15 protein-coding genes and 1 pseudogene are annotated in these 16494 nt (G+C 70.8%); 6 read left to right on the plus strand and 10 right to left on the minus strand.

Going from position 1 to position 16494, the window contains the following annotated elements; translation table 11 throughout:
• Positions 1–777 (minus strand): annotated as a pseudogene (locus D7X96_RS22240) (methyl-accepting chemotaxis protein); the annotation flags it as partial.
• A 197-nt stretch (positions 778–974) separates the two neighbouring features.
• Positions 975–1718, minus strand: a complete 744-nt coding sequence (locus D7X96_RS22245) for a PP2C family protein-serine/threonine phosphatase (RefSeq protein WP_121770658.1) — start codon at positions 1716–1718, stop codon at positions 975–977.
• 407 nt (positions 1719–2125) lie between these two features.
• Between D7X96_RS22245 and D7X96_RS22250 the strand changes: the two genes are divergently transcribed.
• Positions 2126–3109 carry a hypothetical protein gene (locus D7X96_RS22250; protein WP_147468369.1) on the plus strand — a complete coding sequence of 328 codons (984 nt, stop codon included), beginning with the start codon at positions 2126–2128 and terminating at the stop codon, positions 3107–3109.
• On the opposite strand, the gene D7X96_RS22255 is transcribed toward D7X96_RS22250, so the two are convergent.
• The 3 genes from D7X96_RS22255 to D7X96_RS22265 all read right to left on the minus strand — a co-directional run bounded on the left by D7X96_RS22255 (position 3110) and on the right by D7X96_RS22265 (position 6622).
• Entirely contained in the window at positions 3110–4402 is a 1293-nt protein-coding gene (locus tag D7X96_RS22255) for a hypothetical protein (RefSeq protein WP_120549053.1), read from the minus strand.
• A 39-nt stretch (positions 4403–4441) separates the two neighbouring features.
• Positions 4442–5326 (minus strand): hypothetical protein, encoded by an 885-nt coding sequence (locus tag D7X96_RS22260; RefSeq protein WP_120549024.1) that lies wholly within the window; start codon positions 5324–5326, stop codon positions 4442–4444.
• Positions 5327–5488: 162 nt separating this feature from the next.
• Positions 5489–6622: an aminotransferase class I/II-fold pyridoxal phosphate-dependent enzyme gene (locus D7X96_RS22265; RefSeq protein WP_120549054.1), complete on the minus strand. Its 1134-nt coding sequence runs from the start codon at positions 6620–6622 to the stop codon at positions 5489–5491.
• Between the two features lie 160 nt (positions 6623–6782).
• On the opposite strand from D7X96_RS22265, the gene D7X96_RS22270 reads away from it, so the two are divergent.
• Both D7X96_RS22270 and D7X96_RS22275 read left to right on the plus strand, forming a co-directional pair.
• Positions 6783–7292: a peroxiredoxin family protein gene (locus tag D7X96_RS22270; protein ID WP_120549025.1), complete on the plus strand. Its 510-nt coding sequence runs from the start codon at positions 6783–6785 to the stop codon at positions 7290–7292.
• A gap of 35 nt (positions 7293–7327) precedes the next feature.
• The gene (locus D7X96_RS22275) at positions 7328–8368 is read left to right on the plus strand and encodes an SDR family NAD(P)-dependent oxidoreductase (protein ID WP_120549026.1); all 1041 of its coding nucleotides are present in this window, start codon (positions 7328–7330) and stop codon (positions 8366–8368) included.
• Between the two features lie 12 nt (positions 8369–8380).
• Here the strand turns inward: D7X96_RS22275 and D7X96_RS22280 are convergent, their stop codons facing one another.
• Positions 8381–9490: an MJ1255/VC2487 family glycosyltransferase gene (locus tag D7X96_RS22280; protein ID WP_121770660.1), complete on the minus strand. Its 1110-nt coding sequence runs from the start codon at positions 9488–9490 to the stop codon at positions 8381–8383.
• Positions 9491–9563: 73 nt separating this feature from the next.
• Here D7X96_RS22280 and D7X96_RS22285 point away from each other — a divergent pair, with 73 nt between their 5' ends.
• The gene (locus D7X96_RS22285; protein ID WP_121770661.1) at positions 9564–9860 is read left to right on the plus strand and encodes a hypothetical protein; all 297 of its coding nucleotides are present in this window, start codon (positions 9564–9566) and stop codon (positions 9858–9860) included.
• 129 nt (positions 9861–9989) lie between these two features.
• Complete coding sequence (locus D7X96_RS22290; protein ID WP_121770662.1) at positions 9990–10889, plus strand: LysR family transcriptional regulator; 900 nt, start codon at positions 9990–9992, stop codon at positions 10887–10889.
• Positions 10890–10904: 15 nt separating this feature from the next.
• Here D7X96_RS22290 and rsmB read toward each other — a convergent pair whose 3' ends face one another.
• Genes rsmB through D7X96_RS22310 form a run of 4 tightly spaced genes read right to left on the minus strand, consistent with a single transcriptional unit; the run spans position 10905 to position 14794 of the window.
• Entirely contained in the window at positions 10905–12221 is a 1317-nt protein-coding gene (rsmB, locus tag D7X96_RS22295) for a 16S rRNA (cytosine(967)-C(5))-methyltransferase RsmB (protein ID WP_121770663.1), read from the minus strand.
• Positions 12218–13180, minus strand: a complete 963-nt coding sequence (locus tag D7X96_RS22300; RefSeq protein ID WP_208647355.1) for a type II 3-dehydroquinate dehydratase — start codon at positions 13178–13180, stop codon at positions 12218–12220. The genes rsmB and D7X96_RS22300 overlap by 4 nt, the downstream gene beginning before the upstream one ends.
• 49 nt (positions 13181–13229) lie before the next feature.
• On the minus strand, positions 13230–14168 hold the full coding sequence (gene fmt / locus D7X96_RS22305; RefSeq protein WP_121770664.1) for a methionyl-tRNA formyltransferase: 939 nt from the start codon (positions 14166–14168) through the stop codon (positions 13230–13232).
• Between the two features lie 35 nt (positions 14169–14203).
• Entirely contained in the window at positions 14204–14794 is a 591-nt protein-coding gene (locus D7X96_RS22310) for a signal protein (protein ID WP_121722148.1), read from the minus strand.
• A 103-nt stretch (positions 14795–14897) separates the two neighbouring features.
• On the opposite strand from D7X96_RS22310, the gene D7X96_RS22315 reads away from it, so the two are divergent.
• Positions 14898–16493 (plus strand): HEAT repeat domain-containing protein, encoded by a 1596-nt coding sequence (locus D7X96_RS22315; protein ID WP_121722147.1) that lies wholly within the window; start codon positions 14898–14900, stop codon positions 16491–16493.
• The last annotated feature ends 1 nt before the right edge of the window (position 16494 follow it).

Consider the following 16494-nt stretch of genomic DNA (forward strand, 5'->3'; position numbering starts at 1 on the left):
CCCCAGCACCCCCATCAGCGTGCCCCGCATCCGCGCCCACTCCGCCTGGGCGCCGCGCGCGAGCACCAGCTCCAGCCCCTCGCCCACCGGCACGCGGGACACGTGCAGCGACACGCCACCCGCGTCCACCTCCGCGCCGTTCGCCCCGCCCGCGCCCGCCGCCGCCAGCAGCGCCTTCGCCTGGACGTCGCGCACCGACCGCGCCACCAGCCGGGGCCCCACGTGCAGCAGCGCCTCCAGCTCCTCGCTCCCCTCGCCCAGCCGCCGCAGGTCCTCTCCGCCCAGCTCCGCGCCCACCACGAGGAAGCCCACCGGCAGCCCGTTGGACTGCAGCGGCTGCGCCACCGCGAACAGGGGCGCGGCGGACGCCGGCAGCAGCACCTGGCCCTGCTGGCGCATCACCTTCTCCATGCCCGGCAGGGTCCGCTCGCCGGTGGAGGCGATCACCGTGCCGTCCACGCCCACCAGCGCCAACAGGTCCACGCCCAGCACCGTGCGCTGCTCGTGGAGCAGGGCGTCCGCCTCCGCGTGCTCTTCCGCGAAGGCCGCCGTGAACGCGGGGTTGGCCGCCGCCACGCGCCCCAGCTCCACGAGCACCCGCAGCTCCTGGTCCTTCAACGCCTGCCAGCGGGTCACGTCCCGCGACAGCGAGGAGGCCATCTCGGCCTCGACACGCGAGCGCAGCGACAGCCCCATGAGCGTCACGGTCAGCAGCGTCAGGGTGATGACAACGGCGGTGAGGGCCGCGGTCAGGCGCGCGGCAAGGCTGAGCGTCATACGCAACGGGTGCTCGGAGGGGGGAGGGAGACGCGAGGGGGAGGCCCCAGATTAACCTGGAAGATGCGAAGGATTGAAGTCCCTGTGCTGGCTGACTCCCCCGCCGTCCTGACGGACCCATCGCGTCGGGTCGGCGGTCAGGACCGACCTGTGGGGTTCAACCGCCTCGCACTCCCAGCATGTGGCGCGGCGGGTGGCTAGACGGCCACGCGCAGCACCACGGCGGTGATGTTGTCGCGGCCCCCGGCCGCGTACGCGGCGGCGACGAGCGCGTCACACGCGGCCTGGGCGGAAGCGGGCGCGCGCAGCTGCTCCTGCAACACCTCCAGGCCCAGCGGCTCATACAACCCGTCCGAGCACAGGAGGAAGACGTCCCCGGGCTGCGTCTCCAGACGCCGCACGGTGGGCTCCGCGTTCTCCGTGCCCAGGGCGCGGGTGATGAGGTGGCGCAGGTTGGCGGGGTTGCCGGGCGGCTCGCGGCCGGCCGCGCGCAGCTCCTCGATGAGCGAGTGGTCGCGCGTGAGCGACTCCAGCTGGCCCTCGCGCAGGCGGTACAGGCGGCTGTCGCCCACGTGGGCCACCGCCGCGCTGCGCTCGCCCACCGCGAGCGCCACCACCGTGGAGGCCATCTCCTTGAGCTTGCCCACGCGGCGCACGCGCAGGGTGCGCTGGGCGAGCGCCGTGCACGCGGCCAGGTAGTTCTCCTCGCGGCTGCGCGCGGGGTCCACCGCATCCGGCCAGGTGCCGTCGCGGTCCCGGTCCAACCGGTCGCTGAAGCCCGCGAAGGTGTCCACCACGCACTGGCTGGCGACCTCTCCGCCCTCCTGGCCCCCCAACCCGTCCGCCACCACGAACAGCCCGCGCTCCGGCAACACGCAGTACGCATCCTCGTTGTGCGGACGCCGGCCAATGTGGGTCTGCCCCGCGCACTCGAATCTCATCACCACCGCCTCCTGGCTGGGCTCCCGGACAGCAAACGGGAGGCCAACGGCCCGGCCGCTTCACGCCCGGGACGCCCCCAAGGGGTTTTCGCCCCTGGAGGACGCCTGGGTTCGCGGCCCCTCCGCGCACCCACGCTCTCCTGTCCACCGAGCGACGTTGCGGTCGTCCCGGCCCCGTCCCACCGTGACTTTTCAACGGCCGGGACACCCCGGAGGCCCGGGCGGACCTCGTGGGAGGACGCGGGTCCGGCGTCCACGTTCGCGGCAGGGGTGGGAGTCATGGGCGCCGGTAGGATACCGGGCCTCGTGGCGGATGGGGATCCACTCGCGCCCCCTAGCAACTCCCGCCGGGCCCGGCGGACAATGCAGGAGCCGCCCGACCTGCGGGCCATCACCCGAGGACCACCATGACCTCCATCCGCCGCGTGGGTTCTGGCATCTCCACCTCCCGGGCCTGGTCCATCTCCTCCGAGCTGGAGGTCACCGCGCCGGTGAAGCAGGAGCCCATGACGCCGGTGGAGCCGGTGCGCAAGGGCTTCTCCGACGCCAGCGACTTCAAAGCGGATGCCGACGGCGACCTGGCGGGTGCGCTGCTCGCGGACCTGGGGCTGACGCCGGACGCGGCGTCCTCCACCTCGGACGACCCGGAGCCCCGCGCCGCGCTGCTGGAGAACCCCCACCTGCGCACCTTCGCGGGGGAGAGCACCTTCGAAGCCGCCGCGCCCGCGTACGCGCAGCGGCTGGGCCTGCCGCAGGCGTCCACGCCCATGCTCCAGGCGCGCCACTTCCAGCAGACGGAGCGCCGCGCGGAGGCCCCGCCGGCGGATCCCTCCATGGACCCGTCCGACATCCTGTCGCCGGACGCGGCCGCGTGGGAGCTGCAGAACCTGGACACCATGCCGAGCACCGTCTCCTCGAAGGAGGCGGAGGACCTGCTCTTCCTCCTGGAGTCCGGAGACCTGTCCGGCCTGAGCGACGAGGAGCTGGACGCGCTGAGCAACGAGCTGGGCACGGAGGACGCGGACCTTCAGGCATCCGGAGACGTGGACGTCGTCCCGGAGGAGGCGGACGAATTCCTGGCCACGATGGAGGACAGCGGGCCGGAGCTGAATCTGGAAGCGCCCCAGGCCGCCCCGTCATCGAGCGACTTCCTCGCGGACGCGGACGACTTCACGATGGAGGCCGTGCAGGCGGAGGCCGCCTACTCCGCGGCCTACGCGGAGGCGCTGTCCACGGGCACGCCGCTGCCGCCCGCGCGGCGCGAGGCGCCCGTCTCCGAACCGGAGCCGAGCGTCGTGGTGGACGCCGCGGACGTCGAGGACGTGCAGGACGCGGACCTCGTGGAGGTCGACGCGGCCCAGACGCCCCCGCCGCCTCCGCTCGAATCCTGATCAGGGCTCCGGCGTGTCCTGGAGCGCGGCGTCGAGCTGCTTCTGCGCCTCCATGACGTCCTTCTCCAGCTCGCGCCGGTAGCGGTCGCGCTCGGGGCTCCTCCACTCCGCATCCGAGAACTGCGAGAGCGAGTACTCGCGCGTGGTGTGCACGGGCCCGCGCAGCGTGACCATCAGCTCGCGGTCCGGGTCCCCCATCTCCTTGAGCAGGAAGCCCTCCACGTCACGCAGGGTCAGCGGGAAGGTGGGCTGGTCATCGACGACGACCTTGCCGAAGACGTTGAGCTTCACCTCCTGCGCCCCCTCCTGCAGCTCCTCGTTGAACGACAGCACCGCGAACGGCACGCCGCCCTCGTCGTCCAGCCGTCCGGACACCACGTACCGCCCCGCCTTGCGCACCTGGACGGCCAGGTACAGGTCCAGCGACCCGCCCTCCAGCACCTCGCGCACCCTGCCGGTGAACGTGGCCGGCGGCGCGGGCGTGTAGAGCACGTCGAAGAACGCCGAGTCCTCCAGCGCCCCCGAGCGCACGCGCAGGGCCACGCGCAGCGTGCCGGAGAACATGGCGAAGCCCTGCTTCGACGGCTGGAAGCGCCCGGTGAGCAGCCCGTCCCCGGCCACCGCGTCGCCGCCCTGGCCGGCATCGCCGAAGGCCACCGGCACGCCCGGCATGCCGCCCGCGTCCGCCAGGTGGTCCGCCTCGTGCGCCGTCGCGGACACCACCTCGCACGGGCGCGGCGAGCGGCGCGAGTCCTCGCACGCCACGGTGAAGAGCACGGACTCGTCACCGACGACGAACACCTTGTCCTGCTTGAGCCGCAGCTGCACGTCGGAGGTCCCGTCCTCCGCGGCCTTGGGGCTCAGCGGCCGCGTGCGCTCCGGCTCCGCCAGCTCCATCTGGTCCGGGTGCTCGCGGCTGGGCCGCGACTCGGGCGGGTAGCGCGTGGCCGCCACGTAGGACTCCAACGAGCGCTTCGCGCGCTCCAGCCGCTTCTGCCACAGCTCCCGGCGGGCCTCGCGCTCGCGGGCCTCCGGGCTGAGCAGTGACGGCGCCGCGGGCTCGGCCGCCGCCAGGGCCTGGCCGCCGCGCTCCGCCGGTGCCCGGGCCGCCTCGTGGGCGTCGGACACCGGGGCGGAAGGAGGCTCCGGTGCGCCCTCCGGCGCTTCGGCCCCCTCGCCTCCCTGCCACCAGAAGAACGCGCCCCCCACGAGCACCAGGGGCACGAGCGCAAGCAACCACCGGCCGTGGCGCAGCCGGGAGGCGGAAGGGGAGGAGCCGTCGTCGGGGGTCATCATCGGGCTTCGCCGGAGGGGGCGGGGGAAGCCTTCAGTCTAGTACGCGTACGTGACCATGTACTCGCGCACCTTGCCGACGATGCCGCCCCAGTTGCCGTTGGCGTAGTGGTTGACCGACTCACTGTCGTCGCGCCACGCCACCGAGTGGTAGCTCCACTTCGCCCGGCCGTCGCTGCACGCGGCCGTGCCCGTGGTGAGCGTGCCGCCGCAGAACCAGTCGCCCGGGTTGCAGTACGACCCGTTGCCGGTGCCGGACACACCGCCGGTGGAGTGGTAGGCCACCGCCTCGTCGTCCTGTCCCGGGAGGATGCCGGAGTACGCCGTGCCCTTGGAGGCGGCGAACATGTAGAACCACGTGTTGCGCGTGGTGTTGTGGTTGTACATGGCGCGCGCCGTGGTGGTGACCAGGTCGCTCACCAGGGGCTCGCTCACCGCCCAGTCGCCGTGGTCCGCCAGCTCGCTGCCGCCGCCCGCGCCGGACGCCACCGCCACCCACTTGATGTTCCAGCCGGTCTGCGTGGCCGTGCCCGCGTTGCCGCATTCGCCGCTGCTGTTGGGGATGGCGTTCTTCACCTGCCGCGTGCTGCCGCCGTACAGCGCCAGCGCGTAGCCGATCTGCAGGTCACCGGCGCTGTGCGCGGCGATGTAACAGGAGTTGGTGCCCGTGCAGAAGCAGTCCAGCGCGTTGCGGATGCGGTAGTTCTCCGCGCCCACGCGCTGCGTGCCGTTCCAGTTGACCGCCTTCTTGTTCACGCCCGCCGCGGTGGTGGACGGCCCCCAGTAGCTGAAGTCGTTGTAGTTGCCCGGCTGCGTCGAGCCGCCGTTGCGGCCGTGGATCCACAGCGTGTAGTTCGTCGCGGCGGCCTCGGTGCCCACCAACAGCGTCGCAACGGTCACGGCCGCGCCAATCAGCATCTTCATCGGAGTGTGTCTCCTGGCCTCTCGGGGGGATGAGAGGGCTTTTACGCACGGCCCCAGGCCGGGCGAGGGGACAACCACTCTAGGGGTTGTTTCAGTTGAAGGCGATAAGCCGAAAGTCCAGTGGTCAGTGGAAACCCTGACGCACCGCGCTGGCGTGAAACGTTACTCCTGCGCGTCCAGCCCTCCCTCTCGTACGAAGCGTTCCAGGCGCTCCAGTGCTTCCAGCAGGTTGGCGCGGCCCAACCCCAACCGGAAGTGATTGCCCGGAAAGCCATACACATGGCCTGGCAACAGCAACACACCCTCACGGGTAATCAGTGACTCAGTGAAACGTGCCACCGGGATGTTTCGTAGCAGACGGGGGAAGGCCACGCTGCCGGCGCGCGGGCGCACCCAGTGGAAGGTGTCCGCGTGGCGCGCGAAGAAGTCATCCAGCCGCGCGAGGTTCGCGGTGAGCAGGCCGCGGCTGCGCTCCAGCACGCGGTCGCGGGCGCGCAGCGCGATGAGGGCCAGCTGCTCGCTGGGGGCGCTGTTGCACAGCGACGTGTAGTCCTTGAAGGCGCGGCAGCGCGCGAGCAGCTCCTGGTCCCTGGTGGCCAGCCACCCCACGCGCAGGCCCGCGAGGCCGAACGCCTTGGACATCACGCCCAGGCTCACGCCTTTTGGAAAGCACGACGCGGCGGGCGGCAGCGTGTCGTTCGGGTCGTACTCCAGCAGGCGGTACACCTCGTCGGAGAAGAGGTGGATGCCGCGCTCCTCGCACAGCGCGCACAGCTTCTGGAACGTCGCGCGGTCCGGCAGCGAGCCCGTGGGGTTGTGCGGGAAGTTCACCACGACCATGCGCGTGTCCGGGCGCAGCGCCGCGGTGAGCGCGTCCAGGTCCAGGGCCCAGCCGTCCTCCTCGCGCAGGGGCAGCAGCGTCACGTCCGCGCCGGTGGCGCGCGCCACCTCGTACAGCGACTGGTAGCCCGGCCAGGTGACGACGGCGTGCGTGCCGGGCCCCATCAGGACGTTCATCGCGACGAACAGGGCCTCCTGCGCGCCCGCGAAGGTGAGGACGTCCTCCGGGAACAGGCCCGGGTACATGCCGGCGATGGCGTCGCGCAGCGCGGGCAGGCCGGCCGTCTCCGTGTAGCCGAGCGTCAGCCCGTCCCAGCGGGCGCGGTCCTCCGGCGACGCGAGCGCCAGCAGGTCCGCCATGCGCCAGCCCTCGATGTCGGAGGAGCACAGGAGGAAGGGCGCGGCGAACTCCCAGCGCGCGAAGTACCGCTCCAGTTCGAAGTCGGGAATGCGCATCACGTCCTCCATGCCCGCCTGCCCACCGGCGGGCGGAGCGGACAACAGTCCTTGCCGGACAGGCGAGCGGACGGGCGCGCCGCCGGGAGCAGCCGGTGACGCATGCATAGCTTGAGTCACGTCCCGTTGAAGCGCTTTCCACTTCCCATAGGGAGCCCGTATGGCCTCGACGAAAATCCCGCTCACGCTCCTGGACCCGGATGGCGGGTGGGTGAATGCCCCCGTCCACGTCTCGGAGCTCGATGGACTGCCCGTCCTCCTGCACTTCTGGACCATGGACTGCGAGGACTGCGCCGAGCAGTTCGAGGCCGTGAACCAGTGGGTGGTGGACTACGGGCCCAAGGGCCTGAAGGTCATTGGCGTGGACGTCACCCACGACGAGACGGAGCTGCGGGACACCAACAAGGTGGAGGGCTTCGCGCGCGAGCACGGCCTGCGCTACCCCATCGCCATGGATGACGGCTCCATGGCCAAGGCCTACGGCGTGGACAAGCACCCCGCCTTCCTCCTCTTCGGCACGGATGGACGGCTGAAGAACCGCATTGGCGGCAAGGACGCCCTGCGCCGCGTGCGCAAGCTGCTCAAGGACCTGCCCGGCCAGGAACAGCCCGCGCTGCACGGCGAGGTGTCCCGCGAGCAGGAGGACCAGGCCGCGGCCTCCAATCCCTGAGCCTTCCACCCTTCCCTCCCCTGGAGAGTCGCACCATGGCTGACCGACGACACACCGAGCGAAAGGGCTTCTCCCTGGGCGCGATTGCCGCCGGGGTGGGGGCCGCCGTGGGGCTGACGCGCGCGCTGCGGCCGCGCTACAGCTTCAAGGGCAAGACGGTCGTCATCACCGGAGGCTCCCGGGGGCTGGGGCTGGTGATGGCGCGCATGTTCCTGAAGGAAGGCGCGCGCGTGGCCATCTGCGGACGCGACGTTGAATCGCTCAAGCGCGCCCACGCGGACCTGGAGCGCCTGGGCGGCGAGGTGCTGACCCTGCGCTGCGACGTGCGCGACCAGGTGCAGGTGGACGCCATGGTGGGCGCCGTCCACGAGCAGTGGGGCGCGGTGGACGTGCTCATCAACAACGCGGGCGTCATCATGGTGGGCCCGCTGGAGTCCATGACGCTGGAGGACTTCGAGGAGGCGGTGGACGTCCACCTGTGGGGCCCGCTGTACACGACGCTCGCGGTGACGCCGGACATGAAGGCGAAGGGCGAGGGCCGCATCGTCAACGTGTCCTCCATGGGAGGCAAGCTGAGCATCCCGCACCTGGTGCCGTACTCCGCCAGCAAGTTCGCGCTGGTGGGCCTGTCGGACGGGTTCCGCACGGAGCTGGCCCAGGACGGCATCCGCGTGACGACGGCGTGCCCGTCCCTCATCCGCACCGGCAGCCCGCGCAACGCCAACTTCAAGGGCGACCACGAGAAGGAGTACGCGTGGTTCCACGTGAGCAATTCGATGATGGGCGTGTCCATGAGCGCCGAGCGCGTGGCGCGAAAAATCATCGAAGCGTGCCGCCGGGGTGACGCGGAGGCGCTGGTGGGCATGCCCGCGAAGCTGGGCGCGGTGGGCCGGGCGCTGGCGCCCAACCTCACCGCGCGCGTGCTGGACGTCGTCAACCGGATGCTGCCCCAGGACAGCACCCCGGAGCGCTACAAGGGCCACGAGAGCGAGACACCCCTCACCCGCTCCTGGCTCACGGAGATGAGCCGCCGCGCGGCGGAGCGCAACAACGAGAACGAGGTGTCCCTGCACTGACGGGAAGGCCGCTCAGGCCTTGCCGTCCATCTCCGCAAGTTCCATGCGCCAGTGGCCGCGGTGCTCGTACGCCTGCGCCAGCTGCTCATTGAGCGCGGAGAGCATCTTCACGTTCCCGTCCTGCTCGTAGCCCTTCAGGGCCTCCGCGCAGGCTGGCACGCGCGACAGGAACGTCTTCAGCGCGTCCTGGCTCAATTCCTTCACATACATGCCGTACCCCAGCTTCTCCAGGTACAGGGCATTGAGCACCTGCTCGAACTGGCCTCCCACGGGGATGCTGAGCAGCGGCTTGTGCAGATAGACGGCCTCGCTCATCAATGTATAGCCGCCGCCGGCCACCACCGCGCGCGCGGTGCGCAGGTCGTCGATGAAGCCCGCCTCGCTGAAGGGACGGTAGGTGAGGTTGCCCTCCACCACGTCCTCCTTGATGTCGCGGCGGATGCCATACACGCGGCACGGCACGCCGGACTGCTTGAGAATCTCCTGCAGGTGCGTGTTCGTCGTCGACGTCTGGTACACGAGCAGGTGCTCACCGGGCTCCGGCTTCGCCGCCAGAATCTCCGGCCGCAGGATGGACGGCGCCAGCGTGGTGCGGCGCTTGCGCACGGGCGGGTAGAAGAACGTGGTGGTCAGGTAGTGGAAGGCCCCGGGCAGCTTCGCCTTCACGATGGCGCGTGAGGCCTCGAAGCTCTCTTCGTGGCCCGCGAGCAGCGCCGGGTCGTGCGTGCAGCGGTTGATGATCTGCATGTTGTCCACGCTGATGACGGGCAACATGTGGCGCTTCGCGAACAGGTAGCTGAACGTCTCGAAGTCGCTCACCACCACGTCCGGCTTGAAGCCCTCCACCAGGTCGAAGTACTGGCGCACGTTCTGCGGCCAGCCCGCGACGGCGCCCTGCAGGTTCTGCAGCACCGTCTGCCACTTCTTCACCGAGTTGCCTTCGTACGCGATGGTCAGCCCCCAGATGCCGTGCACGTTCTGGAAGCGCTGGGCCAGGTAGTGCTGCGCGCGGCCCGACACCACGATGTGGACCTCGTGTTCCTTCGTCAGCGCCTCCAGCAGCACGCGCGAGCGCGTGGCATGGCCCATCCCTTCGCCGACGACCCCATACAGGATTCGCATGGTCCGGAAGCATACGCCCGGGACACCCTCCCCTGTCCCCTCCAGGCCGGGACGGTGCTACGCCTCCCGGTCCATGACCTCCCTGCCCTCGCCCCGGGGTGCCTCCGTCCTGCGCGCCGCGGCGTTCGGCGGCATCGCGGGCCTGATGCTGGGCGGCCTGGGGCTGCTCGGGCTGGGCGTGCGGGCGCTCTTCGCCCCCGAGGACTGCGCGAAGCTGTCCCCCCAGGAGTGCCAGCTCCTCCATGAGACGGACCGCGACCTGGGCCGCGTGCAGACGCTCTCCGGCGGGGCGCTCGTCGCCCTGGGCGCCGCCCTCTTCGCCCTCACCCGCCCGCGTCCACCCGAGGACGGCCATGACTCCAGCGTTTGAGAGCCCAAGGATTTCGCCGCGCCGCGCAAGCAGCCGGGCACCTTGTCCCTGTAGGTCATTTTCGCGAGCAGGGTAGGTCTACTAATTACCACTGGCCCGGCCATTAGGTTTGAGGGTAGGAGACAGCCCATGCAGCTCGAATCGTTGAAGATGTTCTGTGACGTGGTCGAGACGGGCTCGTTTTCGCGCGCTGCGCAGCTCAATCACGTGACCCAGTCGGCGGTGAGCCAGCAGATTCGCGCGCTGGAGAACCGCTACGAGCAGAAGCTGCTCTCGCGCAGCGCGCGTCAGGTGACGCCCACGCCGGCGGGCGAGCGCCTGTTCCGGGGCTGCAAGGAGATCCTGGCGCGCTTCGCGGAGGTGGAGCAGGAGATCCGCGAGCAGGCCACGGAGGTCCAGGGCGCGACCACCGTGTCCACCATCTACTCGGTGGGTCTGCACGAGCTGAACGTGGTGCAGAAGCAGCTGTTGAAGACGCACCCCAAGGTCAACATGCGCCTGAACTACCGGCGCAATGATCAGGTCTACGACGACGTGATTCTGGGCGCGGCGGAGATTGGCATCGTGGCCTATCCGCAGCCGCGCGCGGGCGTGGACATCCTGCCGTTCCGCGACGACAGGCTGGCGGTGGTCTGCGCGCCCAACCACTCGTTCGCGAGCAAGGCGAAGGTGAGCCTCACCGCGCTGTCGGGCGTGCCCTTCATCGCCTTCGACCGGGAGGCCCCCACGCGCAAGGCGCTGGATCGCCTGTTCCGCGAGAAGAACATCGACATCAATCCGGTGATGGAGATGGACAACGTGGAGACCATCAAGCGCGCGGTGGAGATGGGCCTGGGCGTGGCCATCCTCCCGATGGCCACGGCCCACGCTGAAATCAAGAACAGCTCGCTGGTGGCGAAGCCCTTCGCGGAGGGGCCCGTGTCGCGCCCCATTGGACTGCTCATCCGCAAGGGCAAGTACCTGGACCGCGCGTCCGCCGCGGTGCTGGAGGCCTTCAAGCAGGCCGCCCAGCTTCCGGCGGACGACTGAGGCCCCAGCGGCTCTTCAGTAGAGCTTGCGCAGCCGGGCCGCGAAGAAGCCGTCGTAGCCCTCCGGCCCGGGCAGCGTGCGCAGCCAGGCCTGGGCGAGCGGCAGCTTGAGGCCGGGCAGCACGGGCGGCTCGGCCGTCCACTCCGGGTGGCTGCGCAGGAACATGTCCACCTGGTCCTGCCCCTCCTGCGGCTCCGGCGTGCAGACCGCGTAGACGAGCAGGCCGCCCGGCGGCACCGCCTCCTGGCAGTTCTCCAGGATGCGCCGCTGGAGCGTGGCCAGCCGCGCCACGTCCTCCTCCTTGCGGCGATAGCGCAGCTCCGGGTGCCGGCGCAGCGTGCCCAGCCCGGTGCACGGCGCGTCCACCACCAGCGCGTGGAACTCGCCCCAGCTTTCGGGGAACGGCTCGGACGCGTCGTGCGCGTAGGCCTTCAGGCGGCCGGACAGCCCCAGGCGCTGGGCCTCCGCCTCAATCTTGCGAAGCTTGTTCGCGTGCAGGTCCACGGCGACGACGTCGTGCGTCTCCGCCTGGTGGCAGGCCTTGCCGCCCGGCGCCGCGCACGCGTCCAGCACGCGCGCTGACTCCGGGATGGCGCCATAGACGCCCACCAGCTGCGCGGCCTCGTCCTGCACCTGCCACAGCCCTTCCGAGTAGCCGTACACGTCCTCCACGCGGCCCACGGACGGCAGCACGATGCCCACGGGCGAGGCTTCGGTGGCGCGCGCGTCCACGCCCACTTCCTTCAGCTGCGCGAGCAGCGCGTCGCGCGTCACCTTGGCGCTGTTGGCGCGGATGACGACGGAGGGCGGCGTGTTGTTGGCGACGAGCATTCCTTCCGCGCGCTCGCGGCCGAACTGGCGGATCCACCGCTCCACCAGCCAGCGCGGGTGGCTCTCGCGCACGGACAGGTACTCCACCGGGTCCTTCTGGGACGGCAGCGGCGGCGAGGGCAGCTCCGACAGCTTGCGCAGGATGGCGTTGACGAAGCCGGACGCGCGCGCGAGGCCCACGTCCTTGAGGGCCTGGACCGTCTCCGCCACGGCGGCGCGCGCGGGCACGCGGGTGTGGAAGAGCTGGTAGGCGCCCACGCGCAGGGCGGCCAGGACCTTGTCCTCCAGCGCGTCCAGCTTGCGGTCCGCGAAGCGGGTGATGGCGTAGTCCAGCGCCATTTGCCGGCGGGTGGCGCCGTAGGTCAGCTCGGTGACGAGCGCCGCGTCGCGGGGGTCCTTGGGCGGCGACTCCGACAGCACCGTGTCCAGCACCACGTTGAGGTAGGCATCCGTGGCGCGCACGCGCGCGAGGATGTTGATGGCGAGGATACGGGCGTTCATCCTTCTTCCAGCCGGGTCATCAGGTCCACCAGTTGCGTGTCCGTCAGCCGCGTCGCGGGCAGATGGGACAGGGTGAGGCTCTGGAGGCTGTCCTCCAGCAGCTCGCGGTGGCCGCTCTCCGCCGGCTCACCACGCTGGACCTGCTGATACTTCGCGCGAGCCCAGGTGGCCAGCTCCGCTTCACTGAGCCGGCCGGCCAGCCGGTCCGCGACCTTCTGGCGCACGAGCGCCCGCGTGAGCAGCTCCGCCGCGGGCGTGGATCCGCCCTTCGCCGCGCGGCCCAGCGTCTTGCCCGGCTTGCCTTCCGTCTTCACCACGGTGGGCATGGACTTGCGGCCCAGCGTCTTCAGCGGGCCCCCGGCCTCCGCCGTGCGCCGCAGCGAGCGCGCGGGCGCGGCCAGCGGCGTGGGCTCCGGCGTGTCGTCCTTCTTCAGCGGGTGCACGCGGGCCACCAGCTTGGGCTTGGGGCGCGAGCCTTCGTCGTCGTCCTCGGCCGAGCCCTTCTTGCGGCGGCCCAGCGTCTTCACCGGACCGGGGATGGCGGGGTGGAAGATGCCGCTCGCGAAGGTCTCCAGGGCCTGGACGTACGGGTCGAAGCCGTGCAGCCCCAGCACCTGCATGGCGCAGGCTTCCGCGACCACGGACTCGCGGGCGGGCGGCTTGAGCATCACCTCGATGGCGGGCAGCCCCACCGCCTCCAGCGCCTCCTTCAGCGCGTAGGACGTGAAGTAGCCCGCGGGGTTGATGAGGATGCCCTCCACGTTCTTGCGCTCGGCGTGGATGGCATCGATGAGGACGCCCTCGTGGTTGGACTGGACGATGGTCAGCTCCAGCCCCAGCGCCTTGGCCTTCGCGCGCAGGAGCGCGTCGAGGTCCGGCAGGCGGCCTCCCGCGACGTCCTCGCGCTCGCCCAGGAGGTTGAGGTTCGGCCCGTGCAACACCAGCAGCTTCATGCCCATCCAAGAGACTCCATCCCGCGAGGATTCCACATGGCGCCCGGAGGCGCGCTCAAGACGTGAACGGCTGACTGCCCGGCTGCAATCTGTTGCCGGAGAGGAAGTCCGCCGCGCGCATCACCCGCTTGCCCTCTGGCTGGACCTCCAGGAGGACGACCGAGCCCTCGCCGCAAGCGACCTCGATGCCGTCCGGCCCCGCTGACAACACCGTACCGGGCTCACCCTTCCCCGCCGCCGGCTGCATCCGGTGCACCTTGAAGACCTTGCCCCCCAGGAGCGTGTACGCGCCCGGCCATGGCGTGAAGGCGCGCAGGCGGCGGTCCAGCTCCACCGCGGGCCTGGTGAAGTCCAGCTTGCCGTTCTCCTTGTCGATGATGGGCGCCAGCACCATGCCCTCGGACGGCTGGGGCCGGGGCGTCAGCTCGCCTCGCAGATAGCGCGGCAGGGACTCACGCAGGATGTCGCCGCCCAGCGCGGACAGCTTCGCGTGCAGCGTGGCGCTCGTCTCGTCCGGCGCGATGGGCAGCCGCTTCATGTCCAGCACCGGGCCGGTGTCCAGGCCCTCGTCCATCACCATCAGCGACACGCCCGTCTCGCTGTCGCCGTGCGCGATGGCCCACTGGATGGGCGCGGCGCCCCGGAAGCGCGGCAGCAGTGACGCGTGCACGTTCACGCAGCCCTTCACCGGAAGCGCCAGCAGGTCCTTGGGCAAAATCTTTCCGTACGCCGTCACCACGCAGACGTCGGGGGCGTACTGGCGCAGCTCCTCGGAGAACGGCGGCGTGCGCAGCTTCTGCGGCTGGAGCACGGGGATGCCCTTCTCCAGCGCGCGCTCCTTCACGGGCGGCGCGGTGACGGCGTTGCCCCGGCCCTTCGGCTTGTCCGGCTGGGTGACGACGGCCACGACGTCGCCCACGTCGAAGCAGGCCTCCAGCGAGGCCACGGCGAACTCGGGCGTACCCATGAAGACGATGCGGGGTCGGCTGCTCATGTGAGGGAAGTCTCGTGCGGAAGGAAGGGAGGGATTCAGGCCACGGACTTGAACGTGGCGGGCGGCGCGGAGGTGTCCACCGCCTGGCGCTTGCGTGCGCGCAGCGCCTCCAGCGTGGACAGGGCCTCGCGTGTCTCGGGGGTGGTGGCCACGTCCTTGAGCGCCTCCAGCGCCTTCTCCAGCGCCAGCGCTTCGTCCGCCTCACGCTGGCGGATGCGGTCCACCGCTTCGCTGAAGCGCCCGAAGAAGGCGCGCAGCTCGTCCTTGCGCCGCAGCGGGCGCAGGCGCGGATAGCGGCCCGCCGCGAGCGCCGCGACGTAGAGGCTCATCACGTGGACGGGCCCCGCCACACGGTGCGTGAAGAGCAACCCGAACAACCCGAGCGCGATGCCCAGGCCCACGGTGGCCACGCCGGTGAGCCACCACAGCGTCTCCTCGCCGGACAGGCCCCCTTCGGCGGACATGCGGTTCACCTGCTGGGCGAGCACGCCGAACAGCAACATGCTCCCGGCGCCCATGCCGGTGAGCAGCAGGATGTATTTGAGCTGGAATTCTCGGTCGAGCAGGTACGTCCGACGCATGATGGTCGGACGCGACGCGTTACGAGTGTCTTCGGCAGGGGCCATGTCGTTGACCAGCGTACCCCAGGAGGTGGGGGAGGTTTGCGTCCTTCGTCAGGACAGGTCTACACCCGACGAAAGCCCAGACGTTCGGACGCAAAGGAGCCCCATGTCCCGCTCATTCGTCGCCCTGTCCCTGGCCGTTTCCTGCCTTGCCCTGGGAGGTTGCAAGAAGGAGGACCCCAAGTCGCCGGAATACTGGCAGTCCAGTCTGGAGGGGGCCAAGCGGCCCGACGACAAGGTGCGAGTGATTGAGTCGCTGCGCACGTCGGGCAACGTCAACGAACAGTTCCTGCCCTTCCTGCACGCGCGGCTGTCCTCGGAGCGCCGGCCGGAGGTGAAGGCGGCGCTGGCCCGGACGCTGGGGGACCTGCACCACCCGACGTCGCTGGAGCCGCTGACGGCGGCGCTGGACCCCAGCGCGGCGGACGTGCCGGCGCAGCAGGTGAACAAGGCGGTGGTGGGCGCGCTGGGGCGGATTGGTGATGAGCGCGCGGTGCCGTCGCTGGTGCCCTTGCTGCGCAGCAAGGACAACTACACGCGCATCGAGGCCATCCAGGTGCTGGGCGCGCTGAAAGCGAAGCCGGCGGTGGAGCCGCTCATCCAGCTGGCGACGGACGAGGCCACGGAGCCGTTCCTCAACAAGAAGGCCATCGAGGCGCTGGGGCAGATTGGAGACCCACGCGCGGTGCCGGCGCTGATGCGCACGTTGACGAAGGAGCGCCGGGGCGTGTCCTTCTACGTGGAGAGCAGCTTCGCGCTGTTCCAGATGGGCGCACCCGCCGCGGACGCGCTGTTGCCGGTGCTGGACGGCAAGGACACGGAGCTGCTCACGTGGGCGAAGGCGCAGGGCGTGAACCCGGCCAGCTATCCGATGAAGGCCGCGCAGGTGCTGGGAGACCTGCGGGAGAAGCGCGCGGTGCCGTCGCTGGTGAAGCAGCTGTCGTTCACGCACTCGGATCCGCAGATTCAAGCGCTGGTGCGGATGCAGGCGGCGGATGCGCTGGGGAGGATGCGTGCCCAGGAGGCGGTGAAGCCGCTGGCGGCGCTCGTGGGTGAGCTGGATCCGACGGTGCGGGATGCGTACGTGCGGGCGCTGACGCTGCTGGGCAGCCGGGATGCGCTCCCCGCGCTGGAGAAGGCGGCGGGCACCGGGGACTGGTACGCGCGGGAGATCGCCGTGAAGGGCATCGCGCTGCTGGGGGATGCGCGGGAGCAGCCGGTGCTCGCGAAGCTGGCGGCCGCGGAGCCGGCGCGCACGGCGGCGGACTGCAAGGAGACGGGTGAGGAGGGCTGCGATGACGCCGCGGCGCTGGGCAAGAAGCGCGCGGATCAGGTGCAGGGTCATGGCGCGGTGCTGGAGGCGGCGCAGGCGTGCAGCGGCGACGCGGCCTGCTGGTCGCAGCGGCTGCCGAAGGCGAACGCGGCGCTGTTGCAGCGCGCGGCGCTGGAGCTGGGGCGTTCCGGCGCGGCGGACCAGGGGCCGACGCTCGCGGCCCGGCTCAGCGAGCGGGACACCGAGGCGCGCGCCACGGTCATCCAGGCGGTGGACTGGCTGGCGGACGCGCCCGGCGCGGCGAAGAAGCTGCGCGAAGCGTCCCTGCCCGCGCTGAAGAAGCAGCTGGAGGACGAGAAGGGCAACTCCAACTTCGTGCGCGTGAACGAGGACCTGCGCCGGCTGATGGTCAAGCTGGAGCGCGCGTAAC

Source organism: Corallococcus interemptor (genome assembly GCF_003668875.1).
In the GTDB taxonomy this organism is placed as follows: domain Bacteria; phylum Myxococcota; class Myxococcia; order Myxococcales; family Myxococcaceae; genus Corallococcus; species Corallococcus interemptor.